The sequence below is a fragment of the Streptococcus pseudoporcinus LQ 940-04 genome, assembly GCF_000188035.1.
In the GTDB taxonomy this organism is placed as follows: domain Bacteria; phylum Bacillota; class Bacilli; order Lactobacillales; family Streptococcaceae; genus Streptococcus; species Streptococcus pseudoporcinus.
The window spans coordinates 1,015,750-1,033,426 of sequence record NZ_AEUY02000005.1 but is presented as its reverse complement, the minus strand read 5'-3'; the positions used below and the strand labels follow the sequence as shown (position 1 = coordinate 1,033,426).

General features: G+C 36.8%; 20 protein-coding genes, 1 tRNA gene and 1 pseudogene. 7 read left to right on the top strand and 15 right to left on the bottom strand.

Going from position 1 to position 17,677, the window contains the following annotated elements; genetic code table 11:
• Window positions 1-11: 11 nt before the first annotated feature.
• The 9 genes from STRPS_RS06435 to STRPS_RS06395 form a co-directional block, all read right to left on the bottom strand.
• On the bottom strand, window positions 12-314 hold the full coding sequence (locus STRPS_RS06435; RefSeq protein ID WP_007892116.1) for a YlxQ-related RNA-binding protein: 303 nt from the start codon (window positions 312-314) through the stop codon (window positions 12-14).
• Entirely contained in the window at window positions 307-603 is a 297-nt protein-coding gene (rnpM, locus tag STRPS_RS06430; protein ID WP_007896233.1) for an RNase P modulator RnpM, read from the bottom strand. Before rnpM ends, STRPS_RS06435 begins: the two co-directional genes overlap by 8 nt.
• 15 nt (window positions 604-618) lie before the next feature.
• Window positions 619-1,773: a transcription termination factor NusA gene (gene nusA, locus STRPS_RS06425; RefSeq protein WP_007892224.1), complete on the bottom strand. Its 1,155-nt coding sequence runs from the start codon at window positions 1,771-1,773 to the stop codon at window positions 619-621.
• 61 nt (window positions 1,774-1,834) lie between these two features.
• Entirely contained in the window at window positions 1,835-2,332 is a 498-nt protein-coding gene (gene rimP, locus STRPS_RS06420) for a ribosome maturation factor RimP (protein WP_050784973.1), read from the bottom strand.
• 154 nt (window positions 2,333-2,486) lie between these two features.
• Window positions 2,487-2,573: transfer RNA gene (locus STRPS_RS06415), tRNA-Ser, on the bottom strand.
• A gap of 33 nt (window positions 2,574-2,606) precedes the next feature.
• Complete coding sequence (gene trmB, locus STRPS_RS06410) at window positions 2,607-3,242, bottom strand: tRNA (guanosine(46)-N7)-methyltransferase TrmB (RefSeq protein ID WP_007892080.1); 636 nt, start codon at window positions 3,240-3,242, stop codon at window positions 2,607-2,609.
• Window positions 3,242-4,033 carry a cell cycle regulator CcrZ gene (gene ccrZ, locus STRPS_RS06405; protein ID WP_003084957.1) on the bottom strand — a complete coding sequence of 264 codons (792 nt, stop codon included), beginning with the start codon at window positions 4,031-4,033 and terminating at the stop codon, window positions 3,242-3,244. Before ccrZ ends, trmB begins: the two co-directional genes overlap by 1 nt.
• 60 nt (window positions 4,034-4,093) lie before the next feature.
• Entirely contained in the window at window positions 4,094-5,128 is a 1,035-nt protein-coding gene (locus tag STRPS_RS06400; RefSeq protein ID WP_007892152.1) for an ABC transporter permease, read from the bottom strand.
• A 2-nt stretch (window positions 5,129-5,130) separates the two neighbouring features.
• The gene (locus STRPS_RS06395; protein ID WP_007892113.1) at window positions 5,131-5,856 is read right to left on the bottom strand and encodes an ABC transporter ATP-binding protein; all 726 of its coding nucleotides are present in this window, start codon (window positions 5,854-5,856) and stop codon (window positions 5,131-5,133) included.
• 438 nt (window positions 5,857-6,294) lie between these two features.
• Between STRPS_RS06395 and STRPS_RS06390 the strand changes: the two genes are divergently transcribed.
• Complete coding sequence (locus tag STRPS_RS06390) at window positions 6,295-6,714, top strand: HIT family protein (RefSeq protein WP_007892132.1); 420 nt, start codon at window positions 6,295-6,297, stop codon at window positions 6,712-6,714.
• Window positions 6,711-6,995: a hypothetical protein gene (locus STRPS_RS06385; RefSeq protein WP_007892161.1), complete on the top strand. Its 285-nt coding sequence runs from the start codon at window positions 6,711-6,713 to the stop codon at window positions 6,993-6,995. The genes STRPS_RS06390 and STRPS_RS06385 overlap by 4 nt, the downstream gene beginning before the upstream one ends.
• 206 nt (window positions 6,996-7,201) lie before the next feature.
• Here STRPS_RS06385 and tnpA read toward each other — a convergent pair.
• The 5 genes and pseudogenes from tnpA to STRPS_RS06360 form a co-directional block, all read right to left on the bottom strand.
• Window positions 7,202-7,650: pseudogene (tnpA, locus tag STRPS_RS06380) on the bottom strand (IS200/IS605 family transposase).
• Window positions 7,651-7,900: 250 nt separating this feature from the next.
• Window positions 7,901-9,214: a glycopolymer--peptidoglycan transferase LytR gene (lytR, locus tag STRPS_RS06375; RefSeq protein WP_007892137.1), complete on the bottom strand. Its 1,314-nt coding sequence runs from the start codon at window positions 9,212-9,214 to the stop codon at window positions 7,901-7,903.
• A 7-nt stretch (window positions 9,215-9,221) separates the two neighbouring features.
• Entirely contained in the window at window positions 9,222-9,746 is a 525-nt protein-coding gene (locus tag STRPS_RS06370; RefSeq protein WP_007892158.1) for a GNAT family N-acetyltransferase, read from the bottom strand.
• A complete protein-coding gene (gene tsaE, locus STRPS_RS06365) occupies window positions 9,739-10,182 on the bottom strand; it encodes a tRNA (adenosine(37)-N6)-threonylcarbamoyltransferase complex ATPase subunit type 1 TsaE (protein ID WP_007892138.1) in 444 nt (147 codons plus the stop codon). The genes STRPS_RS06370 and tsaE overlap by 8 nt, the downstream gene beginning before the upstream one ends.
• 94 nt (window positions 10,183-10,276) lie before the next feature.
• Entirely contained in the window at window positions 10,277-11,737 is a 1,461-nt protein-coding gene (locus STRPS_RS06360) for an NCS2 family permease (RefSeq protein WP_007892128.1), read from the bottom strand.
• A 246-nt stretch (window positions 11,738-11,983) separates the two neighbouring features.
• Here STRPS_RS06360 and STRPS_RS06355 point away from each other — a divergent pair, with 246 nt between their 5' ends.
• The 5 genes from STRPS_RS06355 to STRPS_RS06335 all read left to right on the top strand — a co-directional run bounded on the left by STRPS_RS06355 (window position 11,984) and on the right by STRPS_RS06335 (window position 16,475).
• Window positions 11,984-12,796: a Cof-type HAD-IIB family hydrolase gene (locus tag STRPS_RS06355; protein ID WP_007892106.1), complete on the top strand. Its 813-nt coding sequence runs from the start codon at window positions 11,984-11,986 to the stop codon at window positions 12,794-12,796.
• 369 nt (window positions 12,797-13,165) lie between these two features.
• Entirely contained in the window at window positions 13,166-14,155 is a 990-nt protein-coding gene (locus STRPS_RS06350; protein WP_007892154.1) for a mannose/fructose/sorbose PTS transporter subunit IIA, read from the top strand.
• Between the two features lie 123 nt (window positions 14,156-14,278).
• The gene (locus STRPS_RS06345; protein ID WP_007892103.1) at window positions 14,279-15,091 is read left to right on the top strand and encodes a PTS mannose/fructose/sorbose transporter subunit IIC; all 813 of its coding nucleotides are present in this window, start codon (window positions 14,279-14,281) and stop codon (window positions 15,089-15,091) included.
• A 13-nt stretch (window positions 15,092-15,104) separates the two neighbouring features.
• Window positions 15,105-16,016 (top strand): PTS system mannose/fructose/sorbose family transporter subunit IID, encoded by a 912-nt coding sequence (locus tag STRPS_RS06340; protein ID WP_007892140.1) that lies wholly within the window; start codon window positions 15,105-15,107, stop codon window positions 16,014-16,016.
• A 93-nt stretch (window positions 16,017-16,109) separates the two neighbouring features.
• Entirely contained in the window at window positions 16,110-16,475 is a 366-nt protein-coding gene (locus STRPS_RS06335; protein WP_007892156.1) for a DUF956 family protein, read from the top strand.
• A gap of 22 nt (window positions 16,476-16,497) precedes the next feature.
• Here STRPS_RS06335 and STRPS_RS06330 read toward each other — a convergent pair whose 3' ends face one another.
• Window positions 16,498-17,571: an acyltransferase gene (locus STRPS_RS06330; RefSeq protein ID WP_007892130.1), complete on the bottom strand. Its 1,074-nt coding sequence runs from the start codon at window positions 17,569-17,571 to the stop codon at window positions 16,498-16,500.
• Between the last annotated feature and the right edge of the window lie 106 nt (window positions 17,572-17,677).

The following is a 17,677-nucleotide window of genomic DNA, read 5'->3' as shown; positions in this document are numbered from 1 at the left end:
CTCCTATTCGTCTATTCCATAAGAGTCCTCATTTTCTTTGAAAATCCAGCATCCGCTATGGCAACCACTTTTCGCGCTTTACCAAGAGCAGAACTTAATTCCAGTGCATTCAACACTGTGGAGACTTCTACATTATAATACTTACTTTTATCTGTAATCTTTTTACTTACATTTGGTCCTGCATCGTTTGCGAGAAAAACAAGCTGAACGCTTTGGTTTTGAATCGCTTTAACAACCAATTCTTCGCCAGAAATAACTTTTCCAGCTCGTTGTGCTAGACCAATGAGATTAGCCAATCTTTCTAAATTATTCAAGGCCTAACTCTCTTCTTTTAACTTTGTGGTCCACATAAGCTATCAGTTCATCATAAAAACTTTCAGGAATATCAATGGCAAAACTACGATTAAAAACACGTTTCTTTTTGGCCATGATTGCTTCTTGATTATCAAGTTTGATATAAGCTCCGCGACCATTTTTCTTGCCTGTTGGATCAATAAAAAGGTCACCTTCCTTGGTCTTTACAATGCGAAGCAAATCTCTTTTATCGATAATTTCACCTGAAACTATTGACTTACGTAAAGGTATTTTTTTTACTTTAGGCATAAAACACCTCTTTTCTTATTCTTCCTCAGTTACTGGTAAACCTTGGTCGACTTCTTCTGAAGTATTTACCTCTTCTTGCTCAGCTTCTAATGCTTCATAGTCACTAGCTGATTTAATATCAATGCGATAACCTGTTAGATGCGCTGCCAAACGAACATTTTGACCACGACGTCCAATTGCAAGAGATAATTTACTGTCAGGTACAACAACTGTTGCACGTTTGGTATCTGTATCATCAAAAAGAACCATGTCAACTTCAGCCGGAGCAATTGCATTATAGATGAATTCCGCTGGATCATCTACCCATTGAATCACATCAATGTTTTCTTCCACTGGAATTTCAATTCCTGTCTTAGCATCATAACGTTTTGGATGAAACTTGCTAATAACTTTTTTGATATTACTTCCACCACGACCTACAATGGTTCCGATTGCATCTACGTTTGGATTGTGGCTTCGTACAGCTACCTTAGTCCGATCACCAGCTTCACGTGAGACACTCATGATTTCAACAGTGCCATCAAATACTTCTGGAATTTCTTGTTCCATGATGCGTTTGATAAATTCTGGGTGGCTCCTACTTACAAAAACATTAACACCTTTCGGATTGTTTTCAACTTTATAGACATAGACTTCAATACGGTCATGTGATTTAAAGGTTTCTCCTGGAATTTGATCTTGGTGTGACAGCTGTGCTTCAAGCGACCCTAAATTCACATAAATGAAACGTTGATCAAAACGTTCAACTGTCCCTGTCATGATCTCACCTTCATGCTCTTTATATTCATTATAGGTAACTTCTCGCATCTGACGGCGCATTTTTTCCATAATCGTTTGTTTAGCAGATTGTGCCGCAACACGGCCAAATTCAGCTACTGATTCTTCAAAACGAATTTTATCTCCCAATTCATATGCAGAACTGATAGCTAAGGCATCACTTAAACTAATTTCTAAACGACTATCAAAAACCTCTTCGACAACTTCACGGACTGAAAACACCTGAAAATCGCCTGTTTTTTCATTAAACTCAATCACACAAGACTCTGATTGGCCATAACGCCTCTTATAAGCAGATTTTAAAGATTCCGTAACGGCTTCAATAATATCTTCCTTGTTGATGTGTTTTTCTTCTTCCAAAATACGGAAGGCTTCTAGCATTTCTTTGCTCATAATCTGTGATGCTCCGCAATTCCTTGCAAAAGCAAAATTCCTTTCTTACTTTTAAAATCAGTTAGAGTTTAACTGCTAAACGTGCTTTAGCGACGGTCTGATATGGGATAGCTACTACTTTATGACGAGTCTTATCTAAATAGTCAATCATTAAGGTTTCCCCATCAAAAGATATTAAATCCCCTTGAAAAACCTTAACCTTATCAATAGCCTTATAGAGGCTGACATTCACATAGGAGCCAACAGCTTTTTCGATAGCTTCCTTGGTTTTAAGTGGTCTCTCCAATCCCGGACTAGATACCTCTAACATATACTGGTCTGGAAATGGATCTGGAGAAATTTGGTCTAAGAGTGGACTAATAATCTCGGTCAACTCAGTAGTATCTTCAACTGTAATACCACCTTCTCTGTCAACTAGAATACTTAAAAGATAGTCACTTCCCATTTTTTCATACTCCACATCAACAAGTTCAAATGGTGGCCTGATGACTGGGGATACTGTTTCCATCACAGTATCAATAATATGTTGATTAGCGATAACAATGCCCTCCTTTACTATAATGGCATAAAGGAAAATTCCTTTATAGGACAAAATGTCAATACAAAAGTGGCGAGATATTTCTCACCACCTTTCTATATTCGTTACCTCTATTATACCACAATCCTTAGACATGGCAAGCCTAAAGCCTAAACTTTCTCAAAAGGCGGCTCAAAGGAGAGGAGGGGATTCGAACCCCCGAGCCCCGTTAAGGACTACACGCTTTCCAAGCGTGCGCACTCGGCCACTATGCGACCTCTCCATAAAAGAAGTTGTTATCAACTTCCAAAATATATCAAAATTGAGCTTCCACTCGGTATATCACTTGGCCTTTTTGAGCAAATTTAGCCTCATACTCAGTCATGACATTTCCTTCATAATTACTAGCATGTAAATCTAACCAAACCTGGTTTAGAGTCATCCCATATTGAGAAAAACTAGCTAAGCTATATTCAAACAAGCCACGATTATCTGTTTTAAAATGAAGTTGTCCGTGAGGAGGAAGAATTGCTTGATAAGTCTTAAGGAAATCCTTATAAGTGAGACGACGTTTCTCATGTCTGGATTTTGGCCAAGGATCTGAAAAGTTAAGATAGAGTAGACTAATCTCTCCATCGGTAAAGTAGTTCGTCAAACTAGAACCATCTACTCGCAATAAACGTACATTTGGGAGATCTGCCTCTAATACTTTATCTAAAGCATAGCTTAAAACCGACAATTGGATATCAATTCCAATATAGTTGATATCTGGATTTTGTTTAGCCATACCAGTGATAAAGCCACCTTTTCCTGATCCAACTTCAATATGGATAGGGTTGGTGTTGCCAAATACTTCTTGCCACCGACCTTTAGCATCTTCAGGTTCTAATATAACATATTGGGGGTGATTTTCCAAGTGCTCCTCAGCACCTTTTCGTTTTCGAACTCGCATTATAACTTTCTAAAACTTTCTTTAAATTTACGGAGGGCGTAAATTTCTTGATTCACATGTTCCATATCACGTTTGTCAAAGCATCTTAAAATCTGAGTCAAATAAGAAAGTTGACCATACCAGAAGATTTTGCTCATCACTTTTTCGTTATTTTTATAGCCGTAATAAGATAACCATTCTGACCACCGTGATCTTGGAATATAATGACTCAGTAAATAAGCCACATCATACATCCGATCTGTCAAACGCACTGAATCCCAATCACACAAGTAAATCATACCACTTGTTGTGATGACCCAGTTGCTGTGCTTGATATCACCATGGACAATAGTAGCTATATCAGCTCTAAATTCTGGTAAACTTCTTTTAAGTTCTTTGACTACACCTTGCAAGTAAGAATTTTGTTGAATTTGCAAGGGAGCATTTCGCTCAAAATCAGCTACTAAATCATAGGGATTTTCAATTTTGTAGTTAAGCTGTAAGAGTTGATTGACCAGTTGTTTTGACTTATGTAACCTCAATAAGATATGAATAATCTGCTTACTATTCATATCTTGGCGCGAAAGGATACGGCCATCTAGCCATTCTTGCGCACTCATCATATCCCCATTTCCCATGCGTTTTGCCCAAAGTAATTGTGGTGCAATTTGTTCTTTAGATAAAGCCGGTAAAATGGGAGTTGTGTTCAACTTAATAAAAACACTATCACCATTGGGGTAGGTTCCTTTATAAGCTTTCCCACTTTTTCCACGTAAGGGCGTCAAAGTTAAATCATCTTCCGTTATTGTCATACTATCGCCCTCCTTTTCTATTTCAAATCAGTTATCCCTATTTTACTTGTTTTGGATAACTTAGTCAATTATGTTCTTCATCTTATAAGGGAGATAAACAAAACTTAAAAAGAGCATTATAATAGTTACTCCTCCTAAAATGATTAGTTCATGACAAAAAATAGCTTGGAACAGAAAGGCCAAAACTGATAGGTATCTTAAAAAGAGTAATAAATTCTTTTTTTTCAAATGCTTGGTCTTAGGATAAAGCTGAGCCATAAAATAGTAATTATAATGATGATATAAGGCCAGTACCTGGAAAAATAATAGGTAGTTCCATACAAGAGCTAGAGTCAAAGCGAGATAAGGATTTTTTATTAAACTTAGACTCAGACAGCTTAAAACAGTTAGTCTAAAAAAGAGACCTAAATAATCTGAACTTCTCAAAAAAGCTCTAGCATAGAGGTGTAACCAGAGATTGTTACTCTTCTTAGGAAAGATAGCCAGCAAGAAATTGAGGTATCTTCTATTTTTAAACTTACTAGAAAGTCCTTTGACACTTGTGAAAAGAGCATAAAATTTTAAGACGCCTTGCTGACGTTCTAATTCATAAGCAATAGCTTTGTCCCAATCCAAATGTCCTTCCGCCAACAATGTGTCAACCTTATATTTTTGGATAATCCACTTCAGGCTGACAAATAAAGCTAAAACACCTAAGAAGGTCACTATTCCAAATCCCAACTTAAGAAATAAAGGGTATAAGAGCAGTAAAAGAAGACCACCTAATCCCGACCAGATATAAAAGGAACGTCTTCCACTTTCTTTAAGATGCTTGATGACATATCTTTCTTGACAAAGCAAAAAATGCTGATCTGCCGGTTCAAGATAGGTAGCTGGCTTTCCTAAACCTAGTAGAAAGAGAAATAAAACCATTATGACCAGTATGATTGGAAAACGATTCTCAGGAAGATGATTGAGTAATTGGCTATATTGATAAAGAAGATAACCTAACAGAAAAACTAAAACTAGAACAAAGTGATCATTTAAAACATAGGGGAGGTACTTACGGTGCAAGGCTAGAAAAGTCAACCGACGTTGTTTAAATAGTTGTCTCATCTTTATACCTCTGTTGTTAACGCTAGATAGATATCATTCAAGCTGGCTTTTGGATTTCCAAAAGTTGCTCGTAAATCAGATAGGGTCCCTTGAGCTCTTATCTCTCCCTGATGTAGAATTACAAAAGCATCACACATTTTTTCTGCTGAATCAAGGACATGAGTACTCATTAAAATGGACTTCCCTTTTTCTTTCTCAACTTCTAAATAAGCAATTAAATCCGAGATAGCTAAAGGATCAAGGCCCAAGAAGGGTTCATCTAGAATGAAGAGACTAGGATCAATAATAAAAGCACAAATAATCATCACCTTTTGTTTCATTCCTTTTGAGAACTGGCTTGGATACCAATCTAAACGATCTAACAAACGATAGGTCTTGAGTAAAGGCTGTGCACGTTCAAGAGCTTCTGACACCTCTATATCATAAGCCATAGCTATGGTTTCAATATGTTCTGCTAAAGTCAATTCTTCATATAAACTTGGTGTTTCTGGAATAAATCCAATTTTCTTACGATAAGCAGCCGGATCTTCTTCCAAACTTACCCCATCAATTTTTATTGAGCCCTTATAAGGTCGTAAGAGTCCGATAATTTCATTAATAGTAGTCGATTTTCCAGCACCATTTAAGCCAATTAAACCTACCAACTGCCCATTATCAACTGAGAAAGTGATATCTTTTAGAACAGGAATATTAATATATCCCCCTGTTAAATTTTCAATTTTTAGCATGTTAACTCTTTCTAAATAATAGCTTTTAATGACTCCTATTATAACAAATTATAGGGAGGAAAGTGAAGCAAATCAAGTAAATGCTTATATAGAACCATCATAAATCTAATACCAACCAGTATCATGGCTAGTATCTTCCTAAAAAATAAAGATTCTGACAATTTTGAAGTTTATCATATTTTATAAGAATCCATATCTGATTATTCTCCCCTTCTTATTTTGATTGAAGTACTTTTAAAAAAAGGGTAAAATGTAATGAGGAGGATTAACAATGTTTAAATGGTTCAAAGTTTCAATTATTTGTTTACTTGCTTTTTGGACTGGACTTATAGGTAAGTCATGTAAAACGGTTCAGTAAGTTTTCATTTAAAGTATTTATCCCCAAAACCAAAGGTAGATTAGAGATAGTTACAGAATATAAAGAAGGGTCGTAATCATATGGATGATTGTATTTTTTGTAAAATAATAAATGGAGATATTCCCTCGTCAAAAGTTTATGAAGATGACGATGTATTAGCCTTTTTAGATATTTCACAAACCACCCCTGGGCATACCCTCCTCATTCCTAAAGAACATGTACGCAATATCCTTAACATGAGCGCGGAAACTGCCAGCAAAACCTTCGCTCGTTTACCAAAACTTGCAAGAGCTGTTCAAAAAGCCACCAATGCTACCGCAATGAATATTGTTAATAACAATGAGGAATTAGCAGGACAAACGGTTTTTCATGCACACATTCATTTAGTCCCCCGTTACAGCAAAAATGATGGTATTTCTATTAAATACACTGTGCACGATCCTGACTTCGAACACTTAGCACAGCTTGCTGATAACATAAAGAAGGAGGTTAGCGAATGAAAATCAAAGCCTTTCTGATTGGAGGATTAGCTTCCTATCTTGCTTTTATAGCCTATCAGAATAAAGATAAAATTATCTCTAACTTAAGTGAAGCAAAAGAGACCAAAGACCAGATTCAGTTAGATTTAAATAAAATCAAAGCAAACCTGGCCCTTATTCAATCTGAGGTTGAAAAAATTCAAACAATTAGTGACGATTTGGCTTATAAGTTAAGAGTCTTTAACAAAGAGACGCAACCCAAAATCAATCAAATCAAAGAACGTATGGAAAAATATCAATAACTTCTAACATCGTTACTAAAAAAGCAAGACCACTTTGACAAGTATGTGTGATACCCTATTGTAGGAATAACATTGAAAAATGCTTCAAAAAATTCTGAAGTATTCTATTAAAACATAAGTAGCCAGCGCCCAAAGTCGCTGGCTTTCACTTTGTTCAAGCCTTATTGCTTTTGACTCGTCACCGGCCTCTTAAAGAGGCATTTGTATTACTTACTATTATCCCTAAAGGGATTCTCATATTCTTTAACACTCAGTTTATCTAGTGCTATGTCATGTTTTTTTATTGTGGCTTCATTAAGGCCAACTGGACTTATGTAATAGCCTTCAGCCCAAAAATGTCGATTACCAAATTTGTATTTCAGATTGGCGTGTTTGTCGAACATCATAAGTGCACTCTTACCTTTTAAATAGCCCATAAAACTTGAAACACTTATTCTGGGGGAATGCTTCCTAACATGTGTACGTGATCTGGCATCAGATGTCCTTCTATTATTTCCACTCCTTTATATTTACAGCTACATAATCTTTGAAAAATTTCTCCCAAACTGCCTCGATAGTGATTATAGATTACTTTTCGTCTATACTTAGGGGTGAACACAATGTGATATTTACACATCCACTTTGTGTGTGATAAACTATGTGCCTTTTGCGCCATATTTTTACTCCTTTCGCTTTACAATTGGCCTGAACACCTATATTGTAGCCCGTTTGGAGTTTTTTTGTAGTATAACTTTCGACGCGCACCCGCATAGCGGGTGGTTGTTTGTTTCGCACCTACGGAGCGAAACGGACTGAAAGTCACATAATACAAAAAAACACGGTCAAAACCGTGTTTTAAATACCTATCTGTACTTTTCTAAAATCACACTGAGACGAGAGCCTACCAATAGTAGGGCTTGCCTTTTTTATTGTGTGGGCGTGTTACTAGCTCCCCCACTCGGTGCAGGAGAAACTGGGCTTACTGGTACAGTAGTTGTCCCTGTATTAGCAGAAGAACCACCTGAATATGTAGCTCCCCCTGTTACTGAGCTATCTGTAGAACCCGGAACGGTTGAAGGAATGCTTTCTGAAGGAACACCCGTATTAAAATGATTTGGCGTTGAATAGTAAGAACTATTATTATCTACTTGGCCTGAATATTGACTATCAGACTGTGTATTCATTCCAGAGCTAACTTCTGTTTTAAGTTTGGAACTTCCTTCAAGTCCATATAACTCTTCGTAAGTCACCGCGCTAGTTTTTAGTTCCGTAATCTCACTTAAGCCTAATTGACGACGAATCCGATTTTGAATACCCAATAAGTGGTCTGCCTTAACAATTTGATAAGAACCGCCATCTGCTAATGTGGCATCCTCACCTTTCAACTGATAGGAATTGATTTCTTTTAGGGCATCGGCATAGCCAAGTAAAGACGGAATTGTTTGTGATGAAATTTCGATGTTAGTTTGCATGTTATTGCTAACCGCGTGTAAAATTTTTCGGTAAGAACTGATGCTATTTAAGGCTAGAATCTTCTTAATAACCTTTTGAATAACCAATCGTTGACGTTTTTGTCGGCCGTAATCCCCTTCAGGATCATCATAACGCATCCGAGCATAGACAAGGGCTTGTTCCCCATTTACCTTATGCGTTCCTGGCTGAACTTTTGCCTGATATTCCGGTTCATTCTCAGAAATTGAAATCGGAAAATCAAATTCATTTGTAACCGTAATACCACCGACAGCGTCAACCAAATCAATAAGCCCTTGCATGTTTATTTGAACATATTTATCAATCTTAATGTTCAATAAATCTTGAACTGTCATGATAGCCATCTCTGCTCCTCCAGAAGCGTAGGCGGCATTTAGTTTGGCCTCAGCACCATTCATATCATTTGAGTTTGGACCAGATAGTTTTATTAAAATATCTCTCTCCAAACTGGTCATAGTTGTTTTTTTAGTTTCAGGATTTATAGTCACCAAAATCATTGAGTCACTATTACCAGACCACTTAGACTTGCGTTCAGATGACCCAGTGTCAACCCCCATTAATAAAATAGAAAAAGGTTTGGTCTGCTTGATAACGTCATTTTTCTTGTCAGAGGTATTGAAATCTTTAAAGGTTTTTGCCAATTCACCGGTAGAAAAATTATAAGCACTAGTTGCATAAACACCTATTGCTATAAGGGTCGTAAAGATGATTGCTAACATCATCAAAAATATTTTTTTTCCAATTTTCATTTATTTTTTAATCTTCCAGAATTTTTCCCATAAAGTAGGTATCCAGAAATTCTCCATCTTTCGTTTTAACAGCTAATTTTCTTTTCCCTTCAATCCTAAAACCAAACTTTTCATAAACATGGATGGCCTTTTGATTTCGAACTTGAACCTGGAGTTCAAGTTTTTTAAGCAATCCCATTTCTCTTATCCAGTTTAGAGCAAGTTCTATTAGATCTTGCCCCAAACCATAACCTTGATAGGCTTCACTGACAACAACAAACAGTTCACCAAGATGAGCTCTTTCCTTTAGCTTACTATTAGAAATATTCAAGAGACCTACAAGTTCTTGATCAACTTTTAGGACCAGACACAATTCTAGTGCACTCTCCGTTTGACTCGCCAAAAGAAATTGTAATTGCTCTAGGGAGACCTTTTTAAAGACTTCTACGTCTGAAATAAAGGACGTTTCTTGAGCGACCTGATCCAGTAAATTAATAATAGCTTCAGCGTCCTCAGCTCTAGCTTCTTCAATGAGCACATTACCATTAGCCATTTTGCAATTCCTCAAGAAGTTGTTGAGACCGTCGTCCTTGCGCATGAAGCTTCAACTGGCGGCCACTGGCAATTTTTTCAATGGTAATGACTAAATAATCTTCAAAGTCAGCTAAGTTTAACAGGTCCCCCCATTCAATAACTGTCACGCCATTACCATAAACAAAATCATCTAAATCAATAGAATCAGGATCGTCACCGATCCGGTAGACATCTAAATGAAAAAGAGGTAACCGACCTTCATATTCTCGGACTATAGTATAAGTAGGGCTTTTAATCATTTGGGCAACGCCTAGGCCTTGGGCAATTCCCTTGGTCAAAGTCGTTTTGCCAGCACCCAAGTCCCCTGATAAAATTAACAAATCATTTTCTTCTAGTTTTTGGCCAAGTGCACGACCAAAAGTAATGAGCTCAGCTTCATCTTTACTATAAAACATAAAGTCATTATATCAGAAAAGCATTTTACTTCCAAGTCCCATCCTATCTATTCTATTCGAAAATAAAAAGCAGTCGCAGTTGCAACTACCCTCTTTAAAGAATCGCTAAGATAACAAAGTTAAGTATAAATAGGAAGCTGGCTCCCCATAAGATTGGGTGAACCTCGCTAGCTTTACCTTTAGTCACTTTGACTAAACAGTAGAAGATAAATGCACCAGCTATCCCATAGGAAATGGAATAACATAAAGCCATAAAAAAGGCGGCAAAAAAAGCAGGTAAAGCATCTTCAAAATTGCTCCAATCAACATCTAAAAATGATGAAACCATCATAACCCCAACAATAATGAGAGCTGGAGCAGTTGCCGCAGCAGGAACAATGCCAATTAATGGCAACAAAAGAATCGATAAAAGGAAACATGTTGCTGTAGAAACAGCCGTCAAACCGGTTCTCCCTCCTTCTGCAATACCTGCTGCAGACTCTACATAAGTTGTTGTATTGGATGTTCCAAATAAAGCACCAATTGATGTTCCAATAGCGTCAGCAAATAAGGCACGATCCATCTTAGATGAAAAACCAGTACTATTTTCTAGAGCTGCTTCATCTTCTGCCGAAAAAATCCCTGTACGACGTCCCGTACCAATAAAGGTTCCAATCGTATCAAAGGTATCTGATAAGGAGAATGCAAAAATTGTCATAAGAACAAGTGGTAAACGGTTAGCATCCTTAAATAAGCTTACCATTCCCCCAAATGCTGCTAAGAAGGTGGTTCCTAACTCATTAAAGGCTTGTCCAAGAGGGTTTGCGCCAAAAGTGATCCTTGATAAATCAACAACACCTAAAGGAATTCCTATCAATGTCGTTGCAATAATGCCCAGCAAAATAGCCCCACGAACATTCTTAATCACCAGAACAGTCATTAAAAATAAGCCAAAGATAGCTAAAAGAACACTTGGTTCTGTAAAGGTAGAGATAAGAGGAACCACACCACCATTCGCATTTACAGACAAGATACCTTGTGCAAATGTTTTAGCACTTGTTTTAGCAGGTTCTACCCCGTTAACAGCAACAATATTTTGAGCAGACAAGGAAAAATTAATGATATTAGCATTTTTAAATCCTAGATAGGCCACAAAGACTCCTATTCCTCCACCAATAGCGTGCTGTAAGCTGAGCGGAATAGCTTTGATAATACCCTTACGCACTTTAGTTACTGTAATGAAAATGTTAAATAAACCACAGATAAACACCATTGCTAAAGCCTCTTGCCAAGAAAAGCCAAGCCCAAAAACAACAGTATAAGTAAAAAAAGCATTTAAGCCCATACCAGGCGCCAAAGCATACGGTACGTTCGCAAACAAGCCCATAATTAAAGTAGAAGTTACTGCTGCAAGAATTGTCGCAAGAAAAACAGCTTTGCTTGGCATACCCGCTGCCCCTAAAATACTAGGGTTGACAAACAAGATATAAGACATTGCAAAAAAAGTTGTTATCCCTGCAATAATCTCAGTAGAAACGCTTGTTGCATTCTCTTTTAATTTAAAAAATGGATCCATGATCGGATTCTCCTTATTTTTCCAAGTGAGATAAAAAAACCAAAAAAGGCTGCATCATCAGTGACTGCCTTATTTAATTGATTCTTTTTCTTTTAAAATGATAAGATAATGGTAACATGGATTTCTTTAAAACTCAAACATTTTATTAAAAAAATAGTTAAAGGTTCGTTTTTTATAAAATAAATAGAGATTCTCAACTTTCCCATTACACTATGGTTTTTTTGCTTTTTTTGATATACTTTTAGCATGACTAAAAAAATAATTGCCCTTGATTTAGATGGAACCTTACTCCATCATGATAATACTATTTCAGACTATACAAAAAAAGTCCTTCAAAAAGTAGAAAAAAAAGGTCACCAAGTTGTCATCTCTACTGGACGTCCTTATCGAATGGCCTTAGACTATTACCTTCAATTACAGCTCCAAACCCCTATGATTACATTCAATGGATCACTAACCCATATACCTGAACAAAAATGGAAATATGAACACAATGTTACTCTGGATCGAAAATACCTCCTTGATATCTTAAAACTCCAGACTGATTTTCAAATGGACTTTATTGCTAGTGAATACCGTAAAAACTTCTATATTACCTTGAATAATAGGGACAAGATTGATCCTCAATTATTTGGAGTAGAGGCAATTACCGATGACATGCAGCTTATTAAAAACAAGATTACACGGAATCCAAATGCACTGTTAATGCAGACACATCATCAAGATAAGAATGCTTTAGCTAAAAATATGCGAGCCTTTTTCAAAGATGAAATTGAAATTAACACTTGGGGTGGTCCCTTGAATATTCTTGAAATTTCCCCTAAAAATATTAACAAGGCATATGCTCTCAAATACCTTCTTAATCTCTTTAATAAGGAAAGAAAAGACTTAATTGCTTTTGGAGATGAACAAAACGATACGCAGATGCTTGCTTACGCAGGCAAGGGCTATGCTATGAAAAATGCTAACGATCTACTACTTCCTTATGCCGATGAACAAATAAAATGGTCTAATGAGGAAGATGGTGTTGCAAAACAATTAGAAGCGCTTTTCTTATAATAAAAAACGAAACCACTTTTTATCAGAAAGGTGGGTTTTTTCTTGGTATTTTCTCAGTTATTGTCCCTTGTTTTCATATTTCCACATCGCTTCCAAAGCTTTTCTTTTAACTATCATCTCCTTGAGCTTAAGATACTAGCAATGCTTCAAAGAAGGCTATTCTATCCTATTATTTACCTTATTTTTCCTATATTTATAATTAATTTGGAAAAAGTATTGCTTTTTCATTGAAAACGTTTTAAAATAGAGACGTTCTTGAATTTCGTTTAAAGGGAAAAGAATTGCCAAATACCCCACAAGAGGGCCGTTGGAAGGAGATTATTCTTTTTCATTTCAGCGAAAAAATTTTTAAAAGGAGGAAGAACAAGAATGGGTATCGGTATTATTATTGCCAGCCACGGTAAATTTGCTGAAGGTATTCATCAATCTGGTTCTATGATTTTTGGCGAACAAGAGAAAGTTCAAGTTGTTACTTTCATGCCAAATGAAGGACCTGATGATCTATATGCACACTTCAACAATGCTATCGCTCAATTTGATACTGATGATGAAGTCCTTGTACTAGCTGACCTTTGGAGTGGATCTCCATTTAACCAAGCTAGTCGCGTTATGGGAGAAAATCCTGAACGTAAAATGGCTATCATCACAGGTCTTAACTTGCCAATGCTTATTCAAGCCTATACTGAGCGTATGATGGACGCTAATGCAGGTGTTGAACAAGTTGCCGCTAATATTATTAAAGAGTCTAAAGAAGGAGTTAAAGCTCTACCAGAAGAACTCAATCCAGTTGAGCTTGTTGCTAGTCCAGCAGCTGCTCCAGTTATGAAAGGTTCAATTCCAGAAGGTACTGTCATCGGAGATGGTAAACTTAAAATTAACCTTGCTCGTATCGATACTCGCTTATTACATGGTCAAGTTGCGACAGCTTGGACTCCAGCTTCTAAGGCAAATCGTATCATTGTTGCATCAGATACTGTTGCTAAAGACGAACTTCGTAAACAATTAATTAAACAAGCTGCACCAGGTGGCATCAAGGCGAATGTTGTTCCTATTAAAAAATTAACAGAAGTTGCAAAAGACCCACGCTTTGGTAATACCCAAGCTTTAATCCTATTCGAAACTGTTCAAGACGCACTACGTGCCGTTGAAGGTGGCGTAGAGATTAAAGAATTGAACGTTGGTTCAATGGCTCATTCAACAGGTAAGACAATGGTTAACAACGTTCTTTCAATGGATAAAGATGATGTTGCTGCTTTTGAAAAACTTCAAGAATTAGGCGTACAGTTTGATGTCCGTAAAGTTCCAAATGATTCTAAAAAGAATCTATTTGAACTTATTAAAAAAGCAAATGTTAAATAACATCGTTTAGGATAATCACGTCTAACCTAACTAATATTACTATATTGAATTGATGGATTCTGTCTTTTACTTTAATTTAATATTAAGACAGTCTCTCTATTTACACTTCGAAAGGATAAGAAAATGTCAGATATTTCAATTATTTCTGCTATCTTGGTCGTTGTGGTTGCCTTCTTCGCAGGTATGGAAGGTATCCTTGACCAATTTCAATTCCATCAACCACTTGTCGCTTGTACACTTATTGGTCTCGTTACTGGTAACTTAGAGGCAGGCGTTATGCTTGGTGGATCATTACAAATGATTGCTCTTGGTTGGGCAAACATTGGTGCCGCAGTTGCTCCGGATGCTGCACTTGCGTCTGTAGCTGCTGCTATTATCATGGTTAAGGGTGGTAATTTCACCACTCAAGGTATCGCAGTTGCAACCGCAACAGCTATTCCTTTAGCCGTTGCAGGTTTATTCCTTACTATGATTGTTCGTACGCTTTCAGTGGCGCTTGTTCACACAGCAGATAATGCCGCTAAAGATGGTAACATTGCTGCTGTAGAACGTGCTCACTTTATCGCCTTATTAATGCAAGGTCTTCGTATTGCTATTCCTGCAGCACTTCTTATCGCTATTCCTGCACATGCCGTAAAAGATGCCCTTAATTTGATGCCAGATTGGTTAAATGGTGGTATGGCTGTTGGTGGTGGTATGGTTGTTGCCGTAGGTTATGCTATGGTTATCAACATGATGGCTACCCGTGAAGTATGGCCATTCTTCGCTCTTGGTTTCGCTTTTGCCGCTATTAGCAATTTAACTCTTATCGCTCTTGGTACTATCGGTGTTGCCATGGCCTTCATCTACCTAAACCTTTCAAAACAAGGTGGTAACGGCGGGTCAGGTAACGGTGGATCAAATGATCCAATCGGCGATATCCTTGAAGACTACTAGAAAGGGGCCAACAATGACTGAACAAATTAAATTATCAAAATCCGATCGTCAGAAAGTTTGGTGGCGTTCACAATTCTTGCAAGGTTCTTGGAACTACGAACGGATGCAAAACTTAGGCTGGGCTTATGCCTTAATCCCTGCTATTAAAAAATTATACACAACAAAAGAAGACCAATCAGCTGCTCTTGCACGACACTTGGAATTCTTTAACACCCACCCATATGTTGCAGCTCCAATCATGGGGGTTACACTTGCTCTTGAAGAAGAAAAAGCAAATGGTACTGATATTGATGATGCTGCTATTCAAGGGGTTAAAATTGGTATGATGGGGCCTTTGGCTGGTATCGGTGATCCAGTCTTCTGGTTTACAGTTCGCCCAATTTTAGGTGCACTCGGTGCTTCTCTTGCATCATCTGGTAATATTGTTGGACCTCTATTGTTCTTCTTTGGATGGAATATCATTCGTATGGCTTTCTTATGGTACACTCAAGAATTTGGCTATAAAGCTGGTTCTGAAATTACCAAAGACATGTCAGGTGGGATTCTTCAGGACATCACAAAAGGCGCTTCAATCCTAGGGATGTTTATTCTTGCAGTATTGGTTGAACGTTGGGTTTCCATTAAATTCACAGTTGCATTGCCATCAAAACTTCTATCAAAAGGTGCCTACGTTGAATTCCCTAAAGGCAATATTAACGGAGCAGAACTAAAAGGAATCCTTGGCCAAGCAATCAATGGGATGAGCCTTGATAAATATCAAGCACAATCGCTTCAAGGTCAGCTTGATTCATTAATTCCTGGTTTAATGGGCCTTGTTCTTACCTTCCTATGTATGTGGTTACTGAAGAAAAAAGTTTCACCAATCACAATCATCATTGCTTTGTTTGTTGTTGGTATCCTTGCTCGTTTACTAGGTATCATGTAATAACGACAAAACCTGGGATTTTTATCTCAGGTTTTTATCTTTACTATTAATATATGCTATAATAACTATAGTTTTTTGGAAGGGGATAGATCAATGGCTAAATCCATGAATAGTTCAGTCGTCTTACAGACTAAAGCTGTCTCATACCTCGGTATGGGAGGCAAAGTTGGCAAAATTTTAATTGGTGATAAGGCTTTTGAATTTTATAATGATAAAAATGTAGAAGACTATATTCAAATTCCTTGGACCTCCATAAATCAAATTGGAGCTAATGTTTCAGGAAAAAAAGTTAGTCGCCACTTTGAGATTTTCACGGACAAAGGTAAGTTTTTGTTTGCTTCTAAAGATTCAGGAAAAATTTTAAAAGCTGCTAGAGAGAAAATCGGAAATGAAAAGGTTGTTCGATTACCAACACTCCTTCAAACGATTATCACTAGATGGTTTAGACGAAAAAAATAAACTGACTTGTTTCAGTTTATTTTTAATTATCAAAAGGAAATTTACAATCAATCCATCGCAAGAATTGATTCACTTTTAAGCATTTAAAAAGGTAAATCCGACTCTTCTCAATGAAAAAAGCAAAAATATAAATAAGAACACTTGCCCCTAATATTAAAAAGGGATAAATAAAGATAGGTGCGTTAATAAATGGCTCTGCAAAATCACGAATGACAAACTTTACTAGTAAAGGGTGCAAATGCGCTAGGTAAACACCCAGAGTAGTTGGAGCTACTAATACGATAAAAGTATGAAGTTTATGCCTCTCAGATATAGACATCTTTGCGAAAATTATAAATAAACAAATAGCTCCTAAACTTAGACTTGGAGATACATACCAGTACCAAATATCCCCAACAATAAACTTCATAACATAAGTAACCACCATTGATATGGCATAAATAAGTAGCAATTTATGAATACTAAATCGTTTGAGGTCTAAACGACGTAAGTAGGCACCTACGATATAAAGAATAACCAACCAGGTCATCTCAAAGCCCTTACTTAATGAAAACTCAGCAACACGATTATTCATCATAGCAGGTAAAATAGAAAATACTACAGCAATCAAAACGACCAGGTTTCTCAACTGTTTATCAGACAAAACTTTGAGGCCACCATTAATCAGCGGCATAAAAATAAGCAAACCAAAATAAGCAGACATATACCAATATTGACCACTAACAATTGGGAAAAAAGCTTGACGCCAATTTAATAAGGTCACTGGGAATCCAGCCAAGAAAAATAACAAAGTAATTGTAAAGGTATAGAAGAAAACCTGCAACCAAATATTGGCTAATTTTGAATACCGATATCTTGAGTTTGATCCTACGTAACCACTAATCAAAGCATAACAATTAACTGCTCCATAGACTAGAACCTGAATAACCCATGTAACTATAAAGTAAGAGTCTGCTTGTCCATTAACTTCCGATCTAAGGCCACCTTTACCTAATACATGAGTCACAACAATCATAAACATGGAAATGATTCGTAACAAATCCAAACCATAGTGATGTGTGCGACTTTCTTTTTTCATTTTTGTAATCATAGGCATATTTTATCATAAGTTTGTAGGGAATGCAGGAGTTGGCGTCCGCTCTAAAAGCATTTTTCTTATTTACATTTTAAGAAGATTTGATATAATAGACCTATCGGATAAG